The organism is Bdellovibrio sp. BIS2, assembly GCF_055398295.1.
In genome coordinates this window covers 148,647-165,602 of the sequence record NZ_AP035879.1, presented here as the reverse complement: position 1 = coordinate 165,602, position 16,956 = coordinate 148,647, and the positions used below count along the sequence as shown (strand labels likewise).

At 49.7% G+C, this 16,956-nt stretch carries 16 protein-coding genes; 8 read left to right on the top strand and 8 right to left on the bottom strand.

Features of this window, described 5'->3' with window-relative positions:
- Nucleotides 1-10 precede the first annotated feature (10 nt).
- The 3 genes from ACZ520_RS00805 to ACZ520_RS00795 are packed head-to-tail and all read left to right on the top strand — an operon-like array spanning nucleotide 11 to nucleotide 4,360.
- The gene (locus tag ACZ520_RS00805) at nucleotides 11-1,396 is read left to right on the top strand and encodes a translocation protein TolB (RefSeq protein WP_416479671.1); all 1,386 of its coding nucleotides are present in this window, start codon (nucleotides 11-13) and stop codon (nucleotides 1,394-1,396) included.
- On the top strand, nucleotides 1,389-3,689 hold the full coding sequence (locus tag ACZ520_RS00800) for a [protein-PII] uridylyltransferase family protein (RefSeq protein WP_464127072.1): 2,301 nt from the start codon (nucleotides 1,389-1,391) through the stop codon (nucleotides 3,687-3,689). The genes ACZ520_RS00805 and ACZ520_RS00800 overlap by 8 nt, the downstream gene beginning before the upstream one ends.
- 35 nt (nucleotides 3,690-3,724) lie before the next feature.
- Nucleotides 3,725-4,360: a peptidylprolyl isomerase gene (locus ACZ520_RS00795; RefSeq protein ID WP_011162785.1), complete on the top strand. Its 636-nt coding sequence runs from the start codon at nucleotides 3,725-3,727 to the stop codon at nucleotides 4,358-4,360.
- Nucleotides 4,361-4,413: 53 nt separating this feature from the next.
- On the opposite strand, the gene ACZ520_RS00790 is transcribed toward ACZ520_RS00795, so the two are convergent.
- Both ACZ520_RS00790 and ACZ520_RS00785 read right to left on the bottom strand, forming a co-directional pair.
- Nucleotides 4,414-4,872 (bottom strand): DUF4430 domain-containing protein, encoded by a 459-nt coding sequence (locus ACZ520_RS00790; RefSeq protein WP_374031723.1) that lies wholly within the window; start codon nucleotides 4,870-4,872, stop codon nucleotides 4,414-4,416.
- Entirely contained in the window at nucleotides 4,859-5,209 is a 351-nt protein-coding gene (locus tag ACZ520_RS00785) for a thioredoxin family protein (RefSeq protein WP_464127069.1), read from the bottom strand. Before ACZ520_RS00785 ends, ACZ520_RS00790 begins: the two co-directional genes overlap by 14 nt.
- Nucleotides 5,210-5,390: 181 nt before the next feature.
- Between ACZ520_RS00785 and ACZ520_RS00780 the strand changes: the two genes are divergently transcribed.
- Together ACZ520_RS00780 and ACZ520_RS00775 are read left to right on the top strand one after the other, a co-directional pair.
- Complete coding sequence (locus ACZ520_RS00780; protein WP_464127067.1) at nucleotides 5,391-8,156, top strand: hypothetical protein; 2,766 nt, start codon at nucleotides 5,391-5,393, stop codon at nucleotides 8,154-8,156.
- A gap of 126 nt (nucleotides 8,157-8,282) precedes the next feature.
- On the top strand, nucleotides 8,283-8,984 hold the full coding sequence (locus tag ACZ520_RS00775; protein WP_088566619.1) for a hypothetical protein: 702 nt from the start codon (nucleotides 8,283-8,285) through the stop codon (nucleotides 8,982-8,984).
- A gap of 60 nt (nucleotides 8,985-9,044) precedes the next feature.
- Here the strand turns inward: ACZ520_RS00775 and ACZ520_RS00770 are convergent, their stop codons facing one another.
- From ACZ520_RS00770 to ACZ520_RS00745, 6 genes are all read right to left on the bottom strand, one after another.
- A complete protein-coding gene (locus ACZ520_RS00770; protein WP_088566620.1) occupies nucleotides 9,045-9,605 on the bottom strand; it encodes a hypothetical protein in 561 nt (186 codons plus the stop codon).
- Between the two features lie 63 nt (nucleotides 9,606-9,668).
- Nucleotides 9,669-11,045 (bottom strand): S41 family peptidase, encoded by a 1,377-nt coding sequence (locus tag ACZ520_RS00765; protein WP_088566621.1) that lies wholly within the window; start codon nucleotides 11,043-11,045, stop codon nucleotides 9,669-9,671.
- Nucleotides 11,046-11,049: 4 nt separating this feature from the next.
- The gene (locus ACZ520_RS00760) at nucleotides 11,050-12,165 is read right to left on the bottom strand and encodes a murein hydrolase activator EnvC family protein (RefSeq protein ID WP_417867435.1); all 1,116 of its coding nucleotides are present in this window, start codon (nucleotides 12,163-12,165) and stop codon (nucleotides 11,050-11,052) included.
- Between the two features lie 3 nt (nucleotides 12,166-12,168).
- On the bottom strand, nucleotides 12,169-13,062 hold the full coding sequence (locus ACZ520_RS00755) for a cell division protein FtsX (RefSeq protein ID WP_088566623.1): 894 nt from the start codon (nucleotides 13,060-13,062) through the stop codon (nucleotides 12,169-12,171).
- Nucleotides 13,059-13,721: a cell division ATP-binding protein FtsE gene (ftsE, locus tag ACZ520_RS00750; RefSeq protein ID WP_088566624.1), complete on the bottom strand. Its 663-nt coding sequence runs from the start codon at nucleotides 13,719-13,721 to the stop codon at nucleotides 13,059-13,061. Before ftsE ends, ACZ520_RS00755 begins: the two co-directional genes overlap by 4 nt.
- Nucleotides 13,722-13,793: 72 nt before the next feature.
- Nucleotides 13,794-14,096, bottom strand: a complete 303-nt coding sequence (locus tag ACZ520_RS00745; RefSeq protein WP_232468877.1) for a hypothetical protein — start codon at nucleotides 14,094-14,096, stop codon at nucleotides 13,794-13,796.
- A gap of 71 nt (nucleotides 14,097-14,167) precedes the next feature.
- Here ACZ520_RS00745 and ACZ520_RS00740 point away from each other — a divergent pair, with 71 nt between their 5' ends.
- The 3 genes from ACZ520_RS00740 to ACZ520_RS00730 all read left to right on the top strand — a co-directional run bounded on the left by ACZ520_RS00740 (nucleotide 14,168) and on the right by ACZ520_RS00730 (nucleotide 16,903).
- The gene (locus ACZ520_RS00740) at nucleotides 14,168-14,878 is read left to right on the top strand and encodes a DUF481 domain-containing protein (RefSeq protein WP_088566625.1); all 711 of its coding nucleotides are present in this window, start codon (nucleotides 14,168-14,170) and stop codon (nucleotides 14,876-14,878) included.
- A gap of 15 nt (nucleotides 14,879-14,893) precedes the next feature.
- Nucleotides 14,894-15,328, top strand: a complete 435-nt coding sequence (gene mscL, locus ACZ520_RS00735; RefSeq protein ID WP_088566626.1) for a large conductance mechanosensitive channel protein MscL — start codon at nucleotides 14,894-14,896, stop codon at nucleotides 15,326-15,328.
- Between the two features lie 177 nt (nucleotides 15,329-15,505).
- Nucleotides 15,506-16,903: a coiled-coil domain-containing protein gene (locus ACZ520_RS00730; protein ID WP_374034522.1), complete on the top strand. Its 1,398-nt coding sequence runs from the start codon at nucleotides 15,506-15,508 to the stop codon at nucleotides 16,901-16,903.
- The last annotated feature ends 53 nt before the right edge of the window (nucleotides 16,904-16,956 follow it).

Sequence of the window (16,956 nt, the reverse complement as noted above, 5' to 3'; positions counted from 1 at the left end):
GGAGGACATCATGATGAAACAGATACTGGCCCTTGTTCTGATTATCGGCCTATTCCCTCTTTTCTCCCATGCCCAAAATAACAACGGCATCTATATTAAGCTGGGTGAAGCTCGCACCAAAAAAAGTCTGATGGCTTTCCCGCCGCTGCAATACACGGGCTCCCCTTCAACGGCATCCCGCAATCAAAGTGTCGGGGTTGAGATCTTTAATACGATCACCAATGACCTGACCGTTTCTTCCTACTTCCAGTTCATCAATCAGAGCGCCTTCCTGGAAGACACCTCCAAAACGGGCTTGATGCCGGCACCAGGCCTGCCAAATGGATTCAAATTCCAAAGCTGGTCTTCGATCGGCGCGGACTTCCTGATCCGTGCAGGTTACTCGGTCGTAGGCAACGAAGTGACTTTGGAAACTTACACTTACCATGTTCCCCGTGCCGCCTTGGTTCTGGGGAAAAAGTATAAAGGCCCAACCAGCAGTGCCCGTCGTATCGCGCACACTTTCGCCAACGACGTGATGAAAGCTCTGACCGGTGTTGAAGGTCCGTTCCTGTCCCGCGTGGTTGTTTCCAGCGACAAGGGCAGCGGCCAAAGCAAAGAGATCTTCACCATGGACTGGGATGGCGCGAACATGGAACAGGTTTCCAATCACCGCAGTATCTCGATTTCCCCGGCATGGTCCCCGGACGGTAAAAAAATCGCTTACACTTCCTATGTGAAACGTGTGGGCGCAAAATTCCGCAACGCAGACATGCTGCTTTTGGATCTGACGACCGGGAAAAGATCTTTGGTCTCTTACCGTCAGGGCATCAACTCAGGGGCGTCGTTCTCTCCGGATGGTCGTCATATCTATCTGACAATTTCTCAAGGCAACAGCCCGGACATCTATAAAATGTCTTTGGATGGAACCCTGGTGGGCAAAATCACCAATGGCCCGGCCGGAGCCCTGAACGTTGAGCCGACCGTTTCTCCGCAAGGATTGTTGAGCTTCTCTTCTGACCGTGCGGGTCGTCCGATGATTTACACGGCGGACGCTGCCGGGAACAATGTGAAACGCATCACTTTTGCGGGTGTGTTTAACTCGTCCCCGTCCTGGTCCCCGGATGGCAAAAAAATCGCCTTTGCCGGTCAGAGCGACAACAACTTTGATATCTTTGTGATGAACGCCGACGGCACCGGAATGATCCGTCTGACTTCTGCGAAAAAACCAAACGGTCGCATGGCCAGCAACGAAGACCCTTCGTTCTCTCCGGATGGAAGATTCGTGATGTACACGTCCAACCGCACGGGGAAAAATCAGATCTATATTTCCACCGTGGACGGGACCGAAGAGCGTCGTGTGACCAACGACAACAACAACTATTACAAGCCAAAATGGTCCAACAACATTGACTAACTTATCCATCGAGGATCAGTTACGGCAGGAGCGCAGCGAGATCTGGTCTCGCTTTGCTGACGCCGCCAAGACCGACTCTATGGCCCCCGATCAAATCTGCCAGCAATGGAGTGGGGCCGCGGACCTTCTTTTACGCCACGCTTTTGATCACTGCTTTTCCAATCAAAAAATTGCGCTTTTCGCCCTTGGAAAATTGGGGTCGTCAGAGCTGAATTTAAGTTCCGATGTCGATGTTCTGCTGGTCAGCCAGGAAGACTCCCCCCAAAGCCTTTCGGCCTTGCGCAAGTTTCAAAAAATTCTGACCGAACGAACTGCTGCCGGTTTTGTTTTTCGGGTGGACTTTGACCTGCGCCCCGGCGGCAAACAGGGGCCGTTGATTCCGACCCTGGATCAATTCAAAGACTATTATGGCAACTATGGCGAAACCTGGGAACGCCTGGCCTTTGTTCGTCTGCGCCCGATTGCGGGTGATGAAGATGTGCAGAAGGAAGTGCTGGCATTTGCGCAGAAGTTTTCTTTCCGCAAACATCTGGATTTTACTTTGCTGGAAGATTTAAAAACCCTGCGCTCTAAAATTCAGGGGCACTATTGGGAGCGGTCGCAGGATCAGGTGGTGGATTTAAAGCTGGGCATCGGGGGTATCCGCGATGTCGAGCTTTTCACCCACGCCCTTCAGGTTATTCACGGCGGCCGCGATCTGACTTTGCAGGTGCGCGGAACCACCGAGGCGTTGGTACTGCTGGAAATGAAAGAACTTCTGCCTTCTGAAGAAGCCAAATTCCTGCGCCAGCACTATTGGAATCTGCGCCGTCTGGAAAACTACGTTCAGGCCCTGAACGACGAACAAACCCACTTGCTGGTTTTGACGGAATCCCATCCTGAATTTGTGATGCAGGCGTTGCCGAATCTGAAGTTCGACATGCTTCGCTGTGATTCCATCGTGAAAAGTCTTTTAGGAGAAGCCCCGAAAGAAATTTCACTGGAAGAAGAACTGAAACGCACCGGCTTGCCGGATCAGGATCTGCAGGAACTTTGGCAGGAAATCCTGGGGCAGGAAGTGCTTTCCCGCAACAAGGGCCGCGATGAGCTTTCCCGCAAAGCTTTCCTAGGGGCTTTCCTTGAGACCTTGCAGGAACAAAAGGGCGACATCCGCCGGGGCTTATTGCTGTTAAAAGACTTCATCGGCAGCACGCGGGCCAAAGCCAGTTTCTTTGCGCTGCTTTTACGCGAAAAAGAACTGCTGCAGGAACTGGCGTGGCTGTTTGGCCATTCACCGTATCTTTCCCGCATTCTGTGCAATCGCCCTGAGCTGCTGGATAGTTTCGTTTACCGGGCACAAGACAAACACTCGGAAGACCTGGGAACCCTGCTGGAAGAGCTGGCTGAAAAGAAGCTTCTTTCTGAAGTCATCAACGGAAGCGAGTACCTCGAGGATAAAAACCTGCAGCAACTGACGGCGAATCTGACTTCCACCGCGGATTCGGTGGCGACCACGTTGCTGGATGCTCTGAAAAAAGAATATCCCTCGAAGCTGCGCATTCTGGCATTGGGTAAATGGGGCGGCCGCGAGATGGGCTTCCGCTCGGATCTGGATTTCATTTTCGTCGTTCCGGACGAACCGGGTGAAATGGACCATAAGCTCGCCAAACGTTTCATCACCCGTCTGACGGAAAGCCATCGCGGGGGAAACATCTATTCTATCGACATGCGCCTGCGCCCTTCCGGCAAAGCCGGCCCGCTGGTGATCGTGCAAAAGGATTTGGAAGACTATCTGCAAACTCAGGCGGCGGCCTGGGAGCGACAAGCTTACCTGAAGGCCCGCTGGATTGGCGAAAGCACTCACAACAATCTGGGTTTTTTGGATCGGGGGCTTTCATCTGCGGAGCTGGATGAGCTTGAGCGCATTCGGACTCAGTTGATGGTTGAAGGAGTTCATCCGAATCTGAAGTACAGCGAGGGCGGTCTTGTGGATGTGGAACTGGCCGCACAAACCGCCGTTTTGAAAAAGAAGCTCAAGCCCCCCTCGTCGGCAACGACGGATTTGATCAGCGCTTTAGAGGAGAAATCCGGGGTTTTACTCAAGAACTATGACCGACTGCGCCAGATTGAGCAGATGCTTCAGCTTGTTGCGTCAGAGTCGCTGACTGAACTGAGCCCAAATCATGAGTCGTTTCATGCTCTTGCCTTGGCGCTTCATCTGCATCCCTCAGAGCTCCTGAATGAAGTCTTAAGCCTGCTTCAGGCCAACGTTGCACTTTTGAAGGAACTTGACCCTCGCCGGCTGCCTCACTAATAGTGAAGGGGTTGGACAAAAGTCAGGAGACCGCAATGTCGAAGAATATCGATGTTAAGAAGGTATTTTGGATCTACCTTTTTGCATTCCTATTGGCAGCTTTCAGCTTCCGCGCAGATGCAAAGACAGAATCCAAGGCAAAGGCTACGAAGAAGGGAAAAGACATGATCGCAGTATTTGAAACATCCAAAGGCACTTTCAAAGTAAAGCTTTTCGCAGATAAAGCGCCAAAAACAGTGGAAAACATCGTGGGCCTGATCGAAGGCACCAAAGAGTGGACTGATCCTAAAACTGGCGAAAAAGTAAAGAAGCCATTCTATGATGGTCTGACTTTCCACCGCGTGATCAAAGATTTCATGATCCAGGGTGGTTGCCCACTTGGAACTGGAACTGGCGGCCCAGGCTTCCGTTTCGAAGATGAGTTCCCAGCTGGCGCTCCGAAACACGACAAACCAGGTATCCTTTCCATGGCGAACGCGGGTCCTAATACAAATGGTTCCCAGTTCTTCGTAACAACTGTTCCAACTCCTTGGTTGGATGGCCGCCACACTGTGTTCGGTGAAGTTGTTGAAGGTATGGACGTGGTTAAATCCATCGAGAACTCCAAAACAGGAGCTATGGATCGCCCAGTTGAACCAATCGTGATCAAACACGTAACGATCCAGAAGTAATTTCGAATTTAAATTTGAATATTAAAAAGCCCGGTGGAAACACCGGGCTTTTTTTATTTGCAGAACTGATCGGCGGCGATCCAGTAGGCCGGGGAACAATAGTCCGTCCACTCATTATTCTTATTGGTGGAGTACGCATAGAACCAGGTCAGTTTATCGTCTTGGGATTTGAAATGAATCTTGTCCGGCATTTCTGTCGGCTGCTTGCCGTTGATAGTGTAACACCAGCCATAGGCACGCAGTTCAGTGTCAGAGACAACCTCAATACTGTCCAGACCGATCGGGCTGTTGATGATGGAATTGATGCCTTCGGCAGAGCCCACATACGGGATCTTGTTCGCATCAAAGATTTCAAGGCTCAGAGCGCCTACAGATTTAGTCAAATCCGCTTGATAAGTGCCTTCGTGTACAGGAGTGTTTTTGCAGGCGCCAAAGATTCTCCAGGACACCGCTTGGGACTGAGATGCTGTCAGCACCACTAGCAGTGGCAACAACGGCTTAAGAGTTTTCACGACGGACCTCTTCCATATCGATTTCTTTGGCCTTCACCACGATCTGCTCAAAGATTTCTTCCGGTAAAGCGCCTGGCTGGCTGAAGATGATGTCGCTTTCTTTGATGATCATCAAAGTCGGAATGGATTTGATCTGAAACTTGTCCGCCAGCTCCACTTCGGCTTCCGTGTCGATCTTTCCGAAAATCACCTCCGGGTGTTTTGCGGCCACAGACTCAAAGATCGGGGCAAAACGACGGCAAGGTGCACACCACGTCGCCCAGAAATCCAGAATGATCATGTTGTTGCTTTCAACGATCTCTTGAATGTTGTTCTTGGTGATTTCTACGACAGCCATGGGGCCTCCTGTTTTGTGGCGCTAGGCTTATCCCAAATCCCAGAATGAGACAATCACAAGATTTAGACACCCCGGTGCCCGTTTGCGGCCTCGTCGCGGTATGAGACAAGTCCCGTGCCATTTAATCGCTTTTGAGGGGCCCAAAGCTTGCTTCTATACATTCAGAGACTGAGGTGAAGCTATGAAATGGTTCTCTAAGATTCTGACTGCCATTGCCGCTGTTAACATGATCCTGGCCCCTGTGGCCCAGGCTGCAGCCAATTGGACTGAAAAAGAGAAAGCTCAACTTGCCCAGTACCGCGACTTCCTGGAGCCAATGGGTTACACCCTCTATGTCGACAAGGAATCCAAGAAAGCCCAGGTCTTTGATAAAACAACCAAAAAACTGGCGATGGAAATCCCGTTCGGGGAAGAAAAACAACTTCGCAAGTTCTCTCCAAAATCCATCAATAAAATGATGCTGGATGAAATGGTTCGCATTAAGAATGCTTCCAAAGCATCCCTGTCCCACACCGTAAGAAACCTGCCGACGGAATCTGCGATGTTCTTCGTGGCGATGGGTGCGGTAGTGGCCGGTCAATTGATCACAAACTATTCGCAAAATCCTGTGGCAATGCAACAGCATATCCAGCACCAGCTTTCACCGATGGGTGTGTTTGGTTTCTTCACTTTCATGTATTCCCAAGGGCTGACTTCCAACCTGCTTTCCACTTACATCAAAAATCCAAAGTTCCACCACATGATCCCGTACCTGGGCATGACCGTAGGTGCTTTCCTGCAAACTTATCTTTCTTCTATCGCTTCAGATCCTAACGTGAAAGCTTGTGCGAAGGTTATGATGGGCGGAAAAGTTTCCCAGAAAGACACCGCGGCTGGCGTTGAAGAAGATCCATGCGGTAAAGCTTACGAATACCTTGTTATCCACAAGAAAATCTGGGAGTACGCTCCGGGCATCGCGTCCATGCTGATTTCATCCGGTGCGGCGGCTTTGGGTCAGGCTCTTCTGACGAAAGTGATTTTGCGTGTGACGGGTGTTGATATCGCTGTCTGGCTGACTCCGGGCACGATGCAGGTAAAAGGTTTGCGTCTTTTGATTGTTAAAGGCCTTCAGATCTCGGCGTTCGTCGCTTTGGACATGTGGTTCAACCGTCATGTGACCTTTGCCTGGAAGAACTTGTTCGATGGGGCCGATTTCCACGACATGAACCGCGACATGGTGAACCACGTGAACACCCTGAAAACAGCGAAGTGGAGCGATTCTACTGACAACTTGAAACATGAAATGAAGCACTTCCATCAGAAGATGATGGACTGGCGCATGATCAACATGGCTGAAGTCTATGAAGCTCACCACAACTGGTCTGAAGCTTTGAAAAGCCTGACGAGCATGTTTAACAGCAGCTATTCCTTCTATAACGATTTCGTGAACGAAATCCGCAACGCCAGATTCAACGAATCCCAGGTGCAGCCCCTGCTACGCACGGCTCCGCTGAATGGCGTGACTCCGCTGGATATGGCAGAAGGCCGTGAGGATCTTTATCTGACTCACCCACAGTTTATCGAAGGCATGCAGTTGGATACCGTAGCTGAAGCAGCGATCAAAGCCGATGCTTTGATGAAGTCCAATAAAGCCAAATATCTCTACCCTGCTGAAAAGAAAACTATCAACGGCATCATCGCAAAACTTTCCACGGGTGATCGCGACCAGATCGGTAAAGGTTTGCTGGAGCTAAACAACAACATACGCATTGCCGCTCAGAATGTTTCAAGCTCTCAGAACTATTTCCACGTGATGAACGAGATCCGCAGCTATATGGGTTCTCCGGATCCATCCCTGGAAGTGGGTCGTGGCTTCGGTCAGGCTTACGAAAAAGCTCCGAGCACAGCAGAAACTTTGGCTGGCACAAGCTACTACCGTCAGGTGGGCCTGTTTAAAACTCCGAAAATCACGGACTTCCTGGTCATGCAGATGATCTGCGGTCCGGACGTGGAAGCCAATGGCAAAGTTGTGAAAACTCCAAAAATTGCCGGTGCTCACACGGGCTTCCCGTCTGTGTTCCTGCCACCGACTTTGGCAAATCAGAATGATGAATTTGATCCGTGCTTTGGTATCAAGGCCGATGCTCCGGTTGAAAGAATCTACAACTGGCCGGTGCGCGCAGCCAGCGGCAAAAGCTATAAGGGCTTTGTTGAATACCTCGTACACGAAGCCCGTGACAATGCGGTTGGCTCTAAAGAAGAGTCCGCATTCCCGGCTTGGTGGACTGCCAAAACAGAATCCCAGATGCAAAAGGCCTTTGGTGAATTCTCCAAGAGCTATGACGAAATCGTCGTGAAGATGGTTCGCAAAATGTACAACAACGAACGAAGCAGCTTCAACCGCGGACCAATGGCAAACGGAATCATCAACGCTGTCTTCCAGGAAGAGCGCGTGTACCTGGCTTTGTTGCAGGAAATGCTTCAGCCATCCGCGAAGTTTGATCTGAAGTTTGAAAATCTGCTGAAGAATGCTCCGACCCATGCAGCGCTGAAGGCTGTTGAAGGTGAGTTCTTTGCTCTGAACAATTTGCTGAAGAAAATCGAAGTTAAAACGATCGAAGGCCGCGAAGTGATTCAGTCGCCTTTGGAAAACTATCAGCTCGAAGAGCAAGTGACCAAAATCCAGACCGCCTTGGCGGGCGTATCCACCCTGCTGGGCGTGGGTGACGCGACGGACGGCGCGGTCGTGACTTTGAATCAGCAACAACGTGATATCGCGGTTCAGGCACTGGAGCAGCTTCAGTCTCTGGCGCAGGAAGTGATGATGTACGGCTCTATGGCGAACGCAGTGAGCTGGGACAAGATCCGCAATATCAAACGTCTCAATGCGGAACAGGGTCAGTTCCAAAATGAGATTCAAGCCAAGATCTCTCAAATGAGAGGCATGGCGATGCCGGGCAAGAACTAGTTGGTACGCCCTTTGATATATAGAGTGTTGAAACGATTAAACTAAGCAAGGCGCTTCTGGGATTGGAGAGTCCCAAAAATTGGAGTGCCCTGTTTAAAAAATTAACAAGTACTAAGGAGAGAGAGTATGAAAAAAGCATTTGTGTTCGGTATGGCAGCCCTGGTGACGACTATGTCCCTGTCTTTGACGGTCCACGCAGCCCCTGGTGCAAAGCCAGCGCGTGAAGCTTTGGTGGAATACACCAAGCAGGTTAAGGCCGCCGCTTTCGGTAAACGCATGACCTCCAAAGGTTTGGATGCCCAGCAACTGAAAGTCGCTCAAGACAACATCATCAACGAGCTGGCCCTTCCTTCAGGCAAGAACAATGCTCTTTCCATGGCTCTGAAAGCAGATCCAACCAAGTCCGCACAACGTCTGGACAGCCTGGCAACTATCGTTGCAGCTAAAAAGATGGCGGCAGAGATTAGCAAAAACGACGCTAACGAAGGTCAATCCATCGATGCAGCAGCGACCGCTTCTGCGAAACTGATGGCAAACTCCTCTTTGACGGGCGCTCGTAAAACAGCGAAAGACCTGAGCGCGGCTGAGTTGACTGAAACTACAGCGGCATTGTCCAAACTGGAAACTCTGCCAGAGGCTATCTTGACCAGATTCTCTAAAGCAGAGCGTGACTCTTACACTCAAATCATCGAGCGCCACGACCAGATTGTTGAATCCGGCAAACGCGGCACTTCTGAAGAAGCATTTGTAGACGCGATCATGGAAGTCAAAGGCGTTGATAAAGCCAAAGCAATGGAAGTTGTGAAAAAGCTTAAAGAGTGCGTGTAAGAATAAAGAAAATCTCTACTCCGAAAAGCCGGGTCAGCAATGACGCCGGCTTTTTTATTTTTACTGGCAGTTATTGAATTCTTTGAAGTAGCGCTGGCAGATGGAGTACTGCGAATTGCAGTCATTCACATCGGTAGACTGGTAAGTTGCCATGGGGCATTCACGCATGGCTGTTTTTGTAACGACAGCCTGGAAAGATCCCTCCGCATAGACAGTGTTTCCGCTGACCAGACGATAGTTCACGTTGTTGGTGCCGACTTCCAGCAAAGGCTTTTGGAAAAGGGTGGAAATCCACAGATTGAAAGCATCAGTACTGATGCCGCGAGCCCCTTGATAGTCTTCTGTTTTGGAGCGATTGGAACCATCCTGATGAAATGCCGTCAGCTCCACTTTCGTCACTCGCGCATCACGAGGTCCCACGAAATGATCATAAGCCCCCGGTTTCATCACGATATCACGACAAGAATACAATGCCGTTCCGTTGCCGTTAAAACCGCCGCAGATAACACGAACCTGACCTTGAATTGGAGTGACAGTGAGGGAGTTCCCTTTTTCGAAGCCGACGTTCTGGGCCTGAGCCAAAGAACACAGCGCTGTGATGAAGATAACAAGTCTTAACATGAAAGGCCCCCTCTGCCTTGGATGTGCGGCTAGAGTAGGGCCTCTAAAATTCTTAATCAATAACTAGCGCGTCAAAGCCTTCAAAGTATCCCATGCTTTGAGGTAGCTAAATGCTTGATATGCTTGGTAATCAGCTTTGAACAGCTTATCGCGCGGCGACAGCTTTTCATCTTTTTTCGATCCCACGTCTTTCCACCAAGCCAAAGCTCCTTCTTCTGCGCCCTCTTTGACATCCAGCTTCTCTGCGGCTTTCTCACGATCACCTTTCAAGTGACCGGCAATATCACCTTCACGGGTTGTGACAGATTTCACAATCGCTTTAGAGAATGCATCTGGGTCCACGTCTTCAATTTCAATGTCAGGATGAATGCCTTCCGCCTGGATTGAAACACCATTTGGCGTATAGTAACGAGCCACAGTCAATTTCAGACCACTGCCATCACCCAGCTTGATCACCGACTGCACAGAGCCCTTACCGAATGTTCTTTGACCCACGATCAAAGCGCGTTTGTTGTCTTGCAAAGCACCGGACACAATCTCGCTCGCACTTGCTGTATATTCATTGACCAAGATCACGATTGGGAAGTTTGTGTACTGACCTTTTTTAGAAGCCGTCGCCACTTCTTTTTCGTTTTTGTTACGGCCAATCGTGGACACGATAGTGCCTTCTTTCAGGAACATATCGCTGACCTTGATCGCCTGATCCAACAAACCACCCGGATTTCTGCGCATATCAATCAACAGACCGGACATGTTTTTGTTGTTCTTGATATGAGTTTCAACAACCTTTTGCAGATCTTTGGAGGTGTTTTCGATGAAGCTTGTGATGCGCACATAAGCAAAGCCATCGCCCAGATCCGTATACTTCACCGATTTGATTTTCACGCTGCCGCGAACCACGGTGATGTCACGAGGCTTTTCCTCGTTATCACGAACCACACGCAAAACGATCTTGCTGCCCTTTTTCCCACGCATCATCACAGAGGCTTCGGCCAGACTCATACCCTTGGTGGTTGTTCCGTCGATAGCCACAACTTTATCCCCAGCCTTGATACCCGCTTCCCAGGCTGGCGCATCTTCGATCGGAGAAATGATCGTCAGAATGCCGTTCTGAATGGAAATCTCAATACCCAAACCGCCGAACTCACCGCTGGTCTCTGTTTCAAAGTCCTTGAACATTTCAGGCGGCATGAAGTTCGTGTGCGGATCCAGTTCGCGCAGCATACCTTTGATCGCACCATAAACCAGCTTCTTGGTGTTCACTTCTTCAACGTAATACTGCTGAATCAGATTTAGAACCTTACTGAAGTTCTGAAGGTCCGCATACCTTTCCTGGGCAAAGGCTCTTACTTGAAAACCTGTTTCTGCCATGATGAACAAAACCAGCAGAAGGGCGCCGCCCAAAATATAGGTTTTCCAGTAGCGTTTGAGTGATTGCATAGTGTTAGAGTCCTTTCATCCACTGTTGCGGGTCGTAGGGTTCGGAAAAATGTCTAATTTCAAAATAAAGTCCGGAACTGCCGTCTTGTGGGGCTTCACCCACCTGAGCCAGCACCTGAGAACCCGTGACCTCGTCACCAGTGTTCACTTTCACTTCTTGTGCATGGGAATAGACGCTGTAGTAGTGATCGCCATGATCCACAATCAGAGTTGTTCCAAAGCCCGGAAGCGTTCCGACATAGGAAACCTTTCCTTCAAACACGGCTTTGATATTGCTACCCTTGGCCGCGGAGATGAAAATTCCCTTGTGAGTTAAAGTATAGGGGTGATCCTGACCTTTCATAAGTCCAAATTTGCGGGTGATCACACCTTCAAGAGGTGCAGAAAGCTCACCTTTTTGGTCGGCAAAGGACGGCTTAAAGAGCAAGTCAAACAGTCCGGCATCGTCAATATTGTACTGCAGGGATTTTTCCCGAAGACCGTTGATTTTATTGATGGCAAAGAGCTTGTTCTTGCGGATTCCATCCAGAAGCTTGCCCTTCAGGTCCTGCTCTTTGCGCAAGGCCTTTTCCTGGGCAGCGATCTTTTGCTCAACGGTTTTCATGCTGTCCAGTCGCTGCGCCAGGGTCTTGCGTTTGCTTTCCAGATCCTTAAGGTCCCGGGAATAGTTTTTGATCAATTCAAGATCGCGAGCAGCCACCACACCCAGAATTTTCAGGTTTCTTTCCAAAGACGCTGAGCTGCTGGACGAAAACAGGAACCGGGCAATCGAAGGCCCGCCCAGCTTGTACATGGCCCGCAAACGTTCCGCCAAAAGAGTTCTTTGCTGACGGGACTTCAGGTCCAGATCCTCTACTTTTTGGGTGAGATTTCGGATGTTCACCTCGAGGAAAGCCCGCTGCTGCGACATCTCCCCTTTTTCGGTCACGATCTTTTTGATTTTCTTATTCAACTGATAAAGAGCCGACAGGACCTGACGTTGCTTCAGCTCGGCATCTTCAAGCTTTTTCTTGGTCGCTTCAAAGTCTTTGGCAAGGTTGTCCACGTCGGTGGGATTTGCGGCTTTCGCCCCCAACGACAATGAAAACACCAATGCCAACAGAATCTGTGCAAGCTTCAACGATCACCCCTGACTTCCGGCAAAGCCGTCATTCATGCGACGAACACACAGATAAGATCCCAAGGCCCCAAGCCCAGTGCCCGCGATAACAAACACCACCAAAAGCACCGGACCCATAAACTGAATGTGCTCGCCCAGTTGCAGGAAGCTCAGCTTCGTGATCAGCAGATTTTTGATCCCGATGTAAACGGCAAAACAAAGACCCAAAGACAAGACCGAGGAAACAACCCCCAACACCGCTCCTTCCACCAGGAATGGCTTTCGGATCATGGAAGGCGTGGCACCAATCATTTCCAGTACCACAATCTCGTCCTTGCGAGCCTGAACCGAGGCACGAATGGCGTTGGACATAACAAACAAGGACGCTGCCAGAATCACCAGACATAACGCGCGCAAGGTCAACTCGATCGCATTAACCAGTGCAGCGTACTTTTCGACCCAGTCCTGGCCATAGCTGACTTCATCCACACCCTCCAGTTGACGAAGTTTTCCGGCCATGGACTGCAACACGGTTGTTTGCTCGGCCGCGGCCACGTCGGATTTCAGTTGAACCAAAAGACTTGCGGGAATCAGACGAAGCAGTTCTTCATCCTGAGAGATATCCGGAGCATAACTTGCCATCTGGGAACGGAAGTCACCCAAAGCCTGCTCTTGTGTGACAAACTTCACACCTGCCACATTTTCATTTTCTTTGATTTTACTTTCAATGTCCTGACGGCCTTTTTCAGAAAGATCCTGAGAAAGGTAAACCGTCATCTGCACATCCTCACCCCACAGAGTCAGAATGTTTCTGAAGTTCTGAGATACCAAAAGGGCGGCACCCATCACCACAAAACACGCGGTCACGACAACCAGGGTGGAAACCTTCAACGCCCAGTTCTTTTGATGTGGTCTCACTTGGTGTCCCCCACAATCATTCCATCCTGCAGTTGCAGTGTGCGCTTCTTGCGACGACGAACCATCTCGTGATCATGCGTTGCCACAAAGACGGTGGTCCCTTGAGAGCAAACACGTTCCAGAAGATCCATGATCTCTTCACTTAAGCGCGGATCCAGATTTCCTGTCGGCTCATCGGCAATCAGCACTCCTGGCTGATGAATGATCGCCCGGGCAATGGCGGTTCTTTGCTGCTCCCCCCCGGAAACGAAGTCCGGGTACTGATCATGCTTGTGCGCAAGGCCCACCTGCTCCAGCACCTCGTACACACGGCGCTGAATGGCGGGTGCTTTATCGCCGCGAACCTGCAATGGCAACGCGACATTTTCAAAGATCGTTCGATCCTTCAAAAGTTTGAAATCCTGAAAAATCACACCGATTTTTCGGCGAAAGAACGGAATTTGGGAATCTCGCATCGTCAATAGATCATGGCCCGCCACCTTCACATCCCCTGATGTGGCGATATCGTAGGCTGAGATCATCTTGAACAGAGTTGTTTTACCTGCCCCACTGGGACCGGTCAGAAAAACGAACTCACCCTTGTCGATGCGCAAATCAATATTCTTAAGCGCATGAACCGGGCCTGGATAGGTCTTATAGACGTGAGAGAATTCAATCATCCCTTCATCTTATGAAAGATGACTGCTGATGAATACTCGCCACAAGTCGAGGTTTTGGTGTTTTTGAAGGATTTAAGGAAGGCTTCCCGCCATCAGGGTATCAATTATCGTGGTGTGTTGACGGCGCAGGGCCAACTTGATGGCTTCCTCCGACTGAACAGACCCCAGCTTCAAAACAGTGTCATAGGGTGTTTTGATGGTCTTCATCACAGCTCCGTTGCAGAAGATTCTGCTGACCAGATAAGGATTTTGCGTTCCCCAATCCTCTGTCTGAATGTGGAACTTCTGACCGCGCACTGTAATATCTGAGTTAAAACCTTTTTGCACCTGCACAAACCTCCCGGAAAAATTAGCAGATTTTACTGTGTTTCTCATCAATTTTTTCTTGGACGATGAGCGAATTAAAACTAGAGTCAAATCCTGGATAAATAAAAGGAGATTTGTGTATGAAGATGTTCTCGATTGCCGCAAGTGTGTTCGCCTTGCTTTGTTCGTTCTCTGCCGCTGCGGCTCCGGTTACCGGTGAAGCAGAAGCTGGTGCCGTAATTGTCAGCGGTAACAGTGATTCTGAGAGCTATGCTGCGAAAGCAAAAACCACTTACACGCAGGACAAAAATGTTTATTCCGCATTCGGGCGCTACTTAAAAACGGACTCCAACGGTGTTGAATCTGCCCGCAACTGGGAAATCGGTGCTCGTTACGAACGTGAACTGACCGACTATCTGGGCGTGTTTGCCGGCCAAAAGGCAGAAAGCGATATCTTCAACGGCTACATCCAAAGGGACTCTTCCGACTTGGGTTTGAAGTACAGCGTGATCAAATCTGACGAAATGAACTGGTTCTTCGAGGTCGGTTATCGTTATCAGAAGACACTTCCAACCACCGGCGGAACGACTCATGACAACATGGGCCGTCTGTTCACCGAATTTAACAAAGCTCTGGATAAAACCTTGTCATTCAAATACTGGGCGGAGTATCTGCCGAACTTCACAACCACCGATGCTTATTTGTTCAACACGGAAGCTTCATTGAATGTGATGTTGAATTCTGTGTTCTCTTTGAAGTTGGCTTATCTATTACAATATCAAAATTCCATTCCTGCTGATGGCAAGTACACCACAACCACGAGTACAATGAATCTCGTGGCAAAATTCTAAGAAAGGATTGAAACCATGTTTAAGGAGTTCAAAACGTTTATCATGCGCGGCAATGTTCTGGACATGGCCGTGGGTATCATCATCGGTGCGGCGTTCGGCAAGATTGTTTCTTCATTTGTTGCTGACGTTTTAACGCCGATTCTATCATTGGGCCTGGGCAAGGTGGACTTCTCAAATCTTTTTGTCGCCCTGAATGGAGAATCTTATCCAACGCTGGACGCTGCCAAAGCGGCTGGTGTGGCAACTGTGAACTACGGTATCTTTATCAACATGGTTCTGGATTTTGTTATCGTGGCCTTTGCCATCTTCCTGATTGTGAAAGCTGCCAACAAGATGAAAAAGGCTGAGGAACCAGCTCCGGTGACCACGAAAGAGTGTCCGGAATGCTGCTCTTCCATCCCGGTGAAGGCCCGCAAATGCGCTCACTGCGGAAGTGCGGTTGCTTCCTAGACCTTTTCAGTTTCGAAACACCTCGAAGCCCGGTCCCAAGCCGGGCTTTTTTATTTTCTTTTCCCGCCTGTACTGGCTCTGGCCGAAATCTCATTGTGAGACGTAAACCTTTTAGGCAGGTCTGCCGATAATTGGTACTGGTATTGCACCACTCATTATCATCGGGGAGGAAATCAAATGAATAAGATTTCAAGCTCTAAAAAAAATGCATCTGTCAAAACAGTTATCAACATCCTGAGCGTGCTTTCTTTGGTAGCCCCTTCCGTATCCTTTGCTGAATCAAGTACTGGCGGAATCACAATTGGCACCAGATCTGCCGAGGACGTAGCTGAAAGCAAAAAAGCACGCGAGCGATCTGAGTGTAATCAGGCACGCAGCGAAATTTCCTCCGCTAAAAACAAAATTGCCGAAGCCTGCCGCAAAGCCGGCCTAGGTTCAGGATGCGCGGAAAAAGCCGCTGCCTGCTCCGAAACTTTGGGCACTGATAGCTTTGACACCACTGACGCCATCGGCACTTTGATGGGTCTTCCGGCCGGCTCCAATATTGGTGGCTCTTGCCCACAGATGAATGGTCGCGACTATTACGACGAAAAAAAGCGTCTTGAAACCGAGATCAAAGACACTCAAAAAGACATCGCCGAACTGGCTGATGATGAAGCTGAGATCAAAGAGACGTTCAATACGACCATTCAGGAACTGCAACAGGCTCTGACCGATGCCCAACAGGAACTGGAAGAAACTAAGACGTCATTGGATGAGCAAGAGCGTGAAAAGATCTCTGAATTCCAGGCCAGCCAAAATGCTGCCAAAGAAAAGCTGCGCGAATACAACTCCAAAATCATCGCTTTGCGTTCTGAGATGACCAATGCCGTTCGTGAAAAAGCGACCAAAATGCTGGAATTAACGGCAGAAACATCCAAGTATGCCTGTAATCAGGAATACACCAAGGCCGCAGAATCCTATGGCAAAGTGAACGCGACTTCCAATAAAAGCCATATTTCCAAAGCCAAAGCACAAAAAGCAGCGGCTTTGGATGCGTTCAACAAATGTATGAACCGCTTCCAGCAGGCTCGAATTTCTTTGAACGAACAAAGTGCCGCAAAAATGGAATCCATCAACGACCAGATCCGCAATGCTGAAGCCAGCACCGACGAACTGAATGATTCTTTGAATCTGGCTTCCACGCAGTTGGATCAGATGAAAGCGGACACGACCAAAAGAAAAACTCAGGCCGAAAAGAAGGTCACAGACCTGATGACCCTGACTCAGAACAAGATGCAGGCGGCTCAGGAAAACATGCAGACCAAACTAAAAGCCCTGGCTACTAAACAGCAGAGCTACACCGAGGCTTTGAACCGGGCGAACAACTCTTTGATGACTTTGGGTCCTGCGCCAAAACGTGGTGCGGAATACACATCTGAGGAAGCTTCCAGTGAAATCTCCGCGCAAACTGAGATTATCGAAGACGTAAAAGCCAACATAGCCAGTTCCGGAATTGATTGCTACCTGGGCGAAGCTGCGAAGGGCTCCTCAAAACGTTCCCGCAGCTCGGGCTCTAAATCAGGCAGAAAGTAAGACCCAGCCTTCGGGCCAGTGTCCCTAGACCCTACCCATTTGCACTGTTAGAA

Bases quoted from the DNA above. Each gene is read 5' to 3' on its own strand.
- ACZ520_RS00805 (WP_416479671.1), top strand. From the start codon at position 11: ATGATGAAACAGATACTGGCCCTTGTTCTGATTATCGGCCTATTCCCT.
- ACZ520_RS00795 (WP_011162785.1), top strand. From the start codon at position 3,725: ATGTCGAAGAATATCGATGTTAAGAAGGTATTTTGGATCTACCTTTTT.
- ACZ520_RS00785 (WP_464127069.1), bottom strand. From the start codon at position 5,209: ATGGCTGTCGTAGAAATCACCAAGAACAACATTCAAGAGATCGTTGAA.
- ACZ520_RS00780 (WP_464127067.1), top strand. From the start codon at position 5,391: ATGAAATGGTTCTCTAAGATTCTGACTGCCATTGCCGCTGTTAACATG.
- ACZ520_RS00775 (WP_088566619.1), top strand. From the start codon at position 8,283: ATGAAAAAAGCATTTGTGTTCGGTATGGCAGCCCTGGTGACGACTATG.
- ACZ520_RS00770 (WP_088566620.1), bottom strand. From the start codon at position 9,605: ATGTTAAGACTTGTTATCTTCATCACAGCGCTGTGTTCTTTGGCTCAG.
- ACZ520_RS00765 (WP_088566621.1), bottom strand. From the start codon at position 11,045: ATGCAATCACTCAAACGCTACTGGAAAACCTATATTTTGGGCGGCGCC.
- ftsE (WP_088566624.1), bottom strand. From the start codon at position 13,721: ATGATTGAATTCTCTCACGTCTATAAGACCTATCCAGGCCCGGTTCAT.
- ACZ520_RS00745 (WP_232468877.1), bottom strand. From the start codon at position 14,096: ATGAGAAACACAGTAAAATCTGCTAATTTTTCCGGGAGGTTTGTGCAG.
- ACZ520_RS00740 (WP_088566625.1), top strand. From the start codon at position 14,168: ATGAAGATGTTCTCGATTGCCGCAAGTGTGTTCGCCTTGCTTTGTTCG.
- mscL (WP_088566626.1), top strand. From the start codon at position 14,894: ATGTTTAAGGAGTTCAAAACGTTTATCATGCGCGGCAATGTTCTGGAC.
- ACZ520_RS00730 (WP_374034522.1), top strand. From the start codon at position 15,506: ATGAATAAGATTTCAAGCTCTAAAAAAAATGCATCTGTCAAAACAGTT.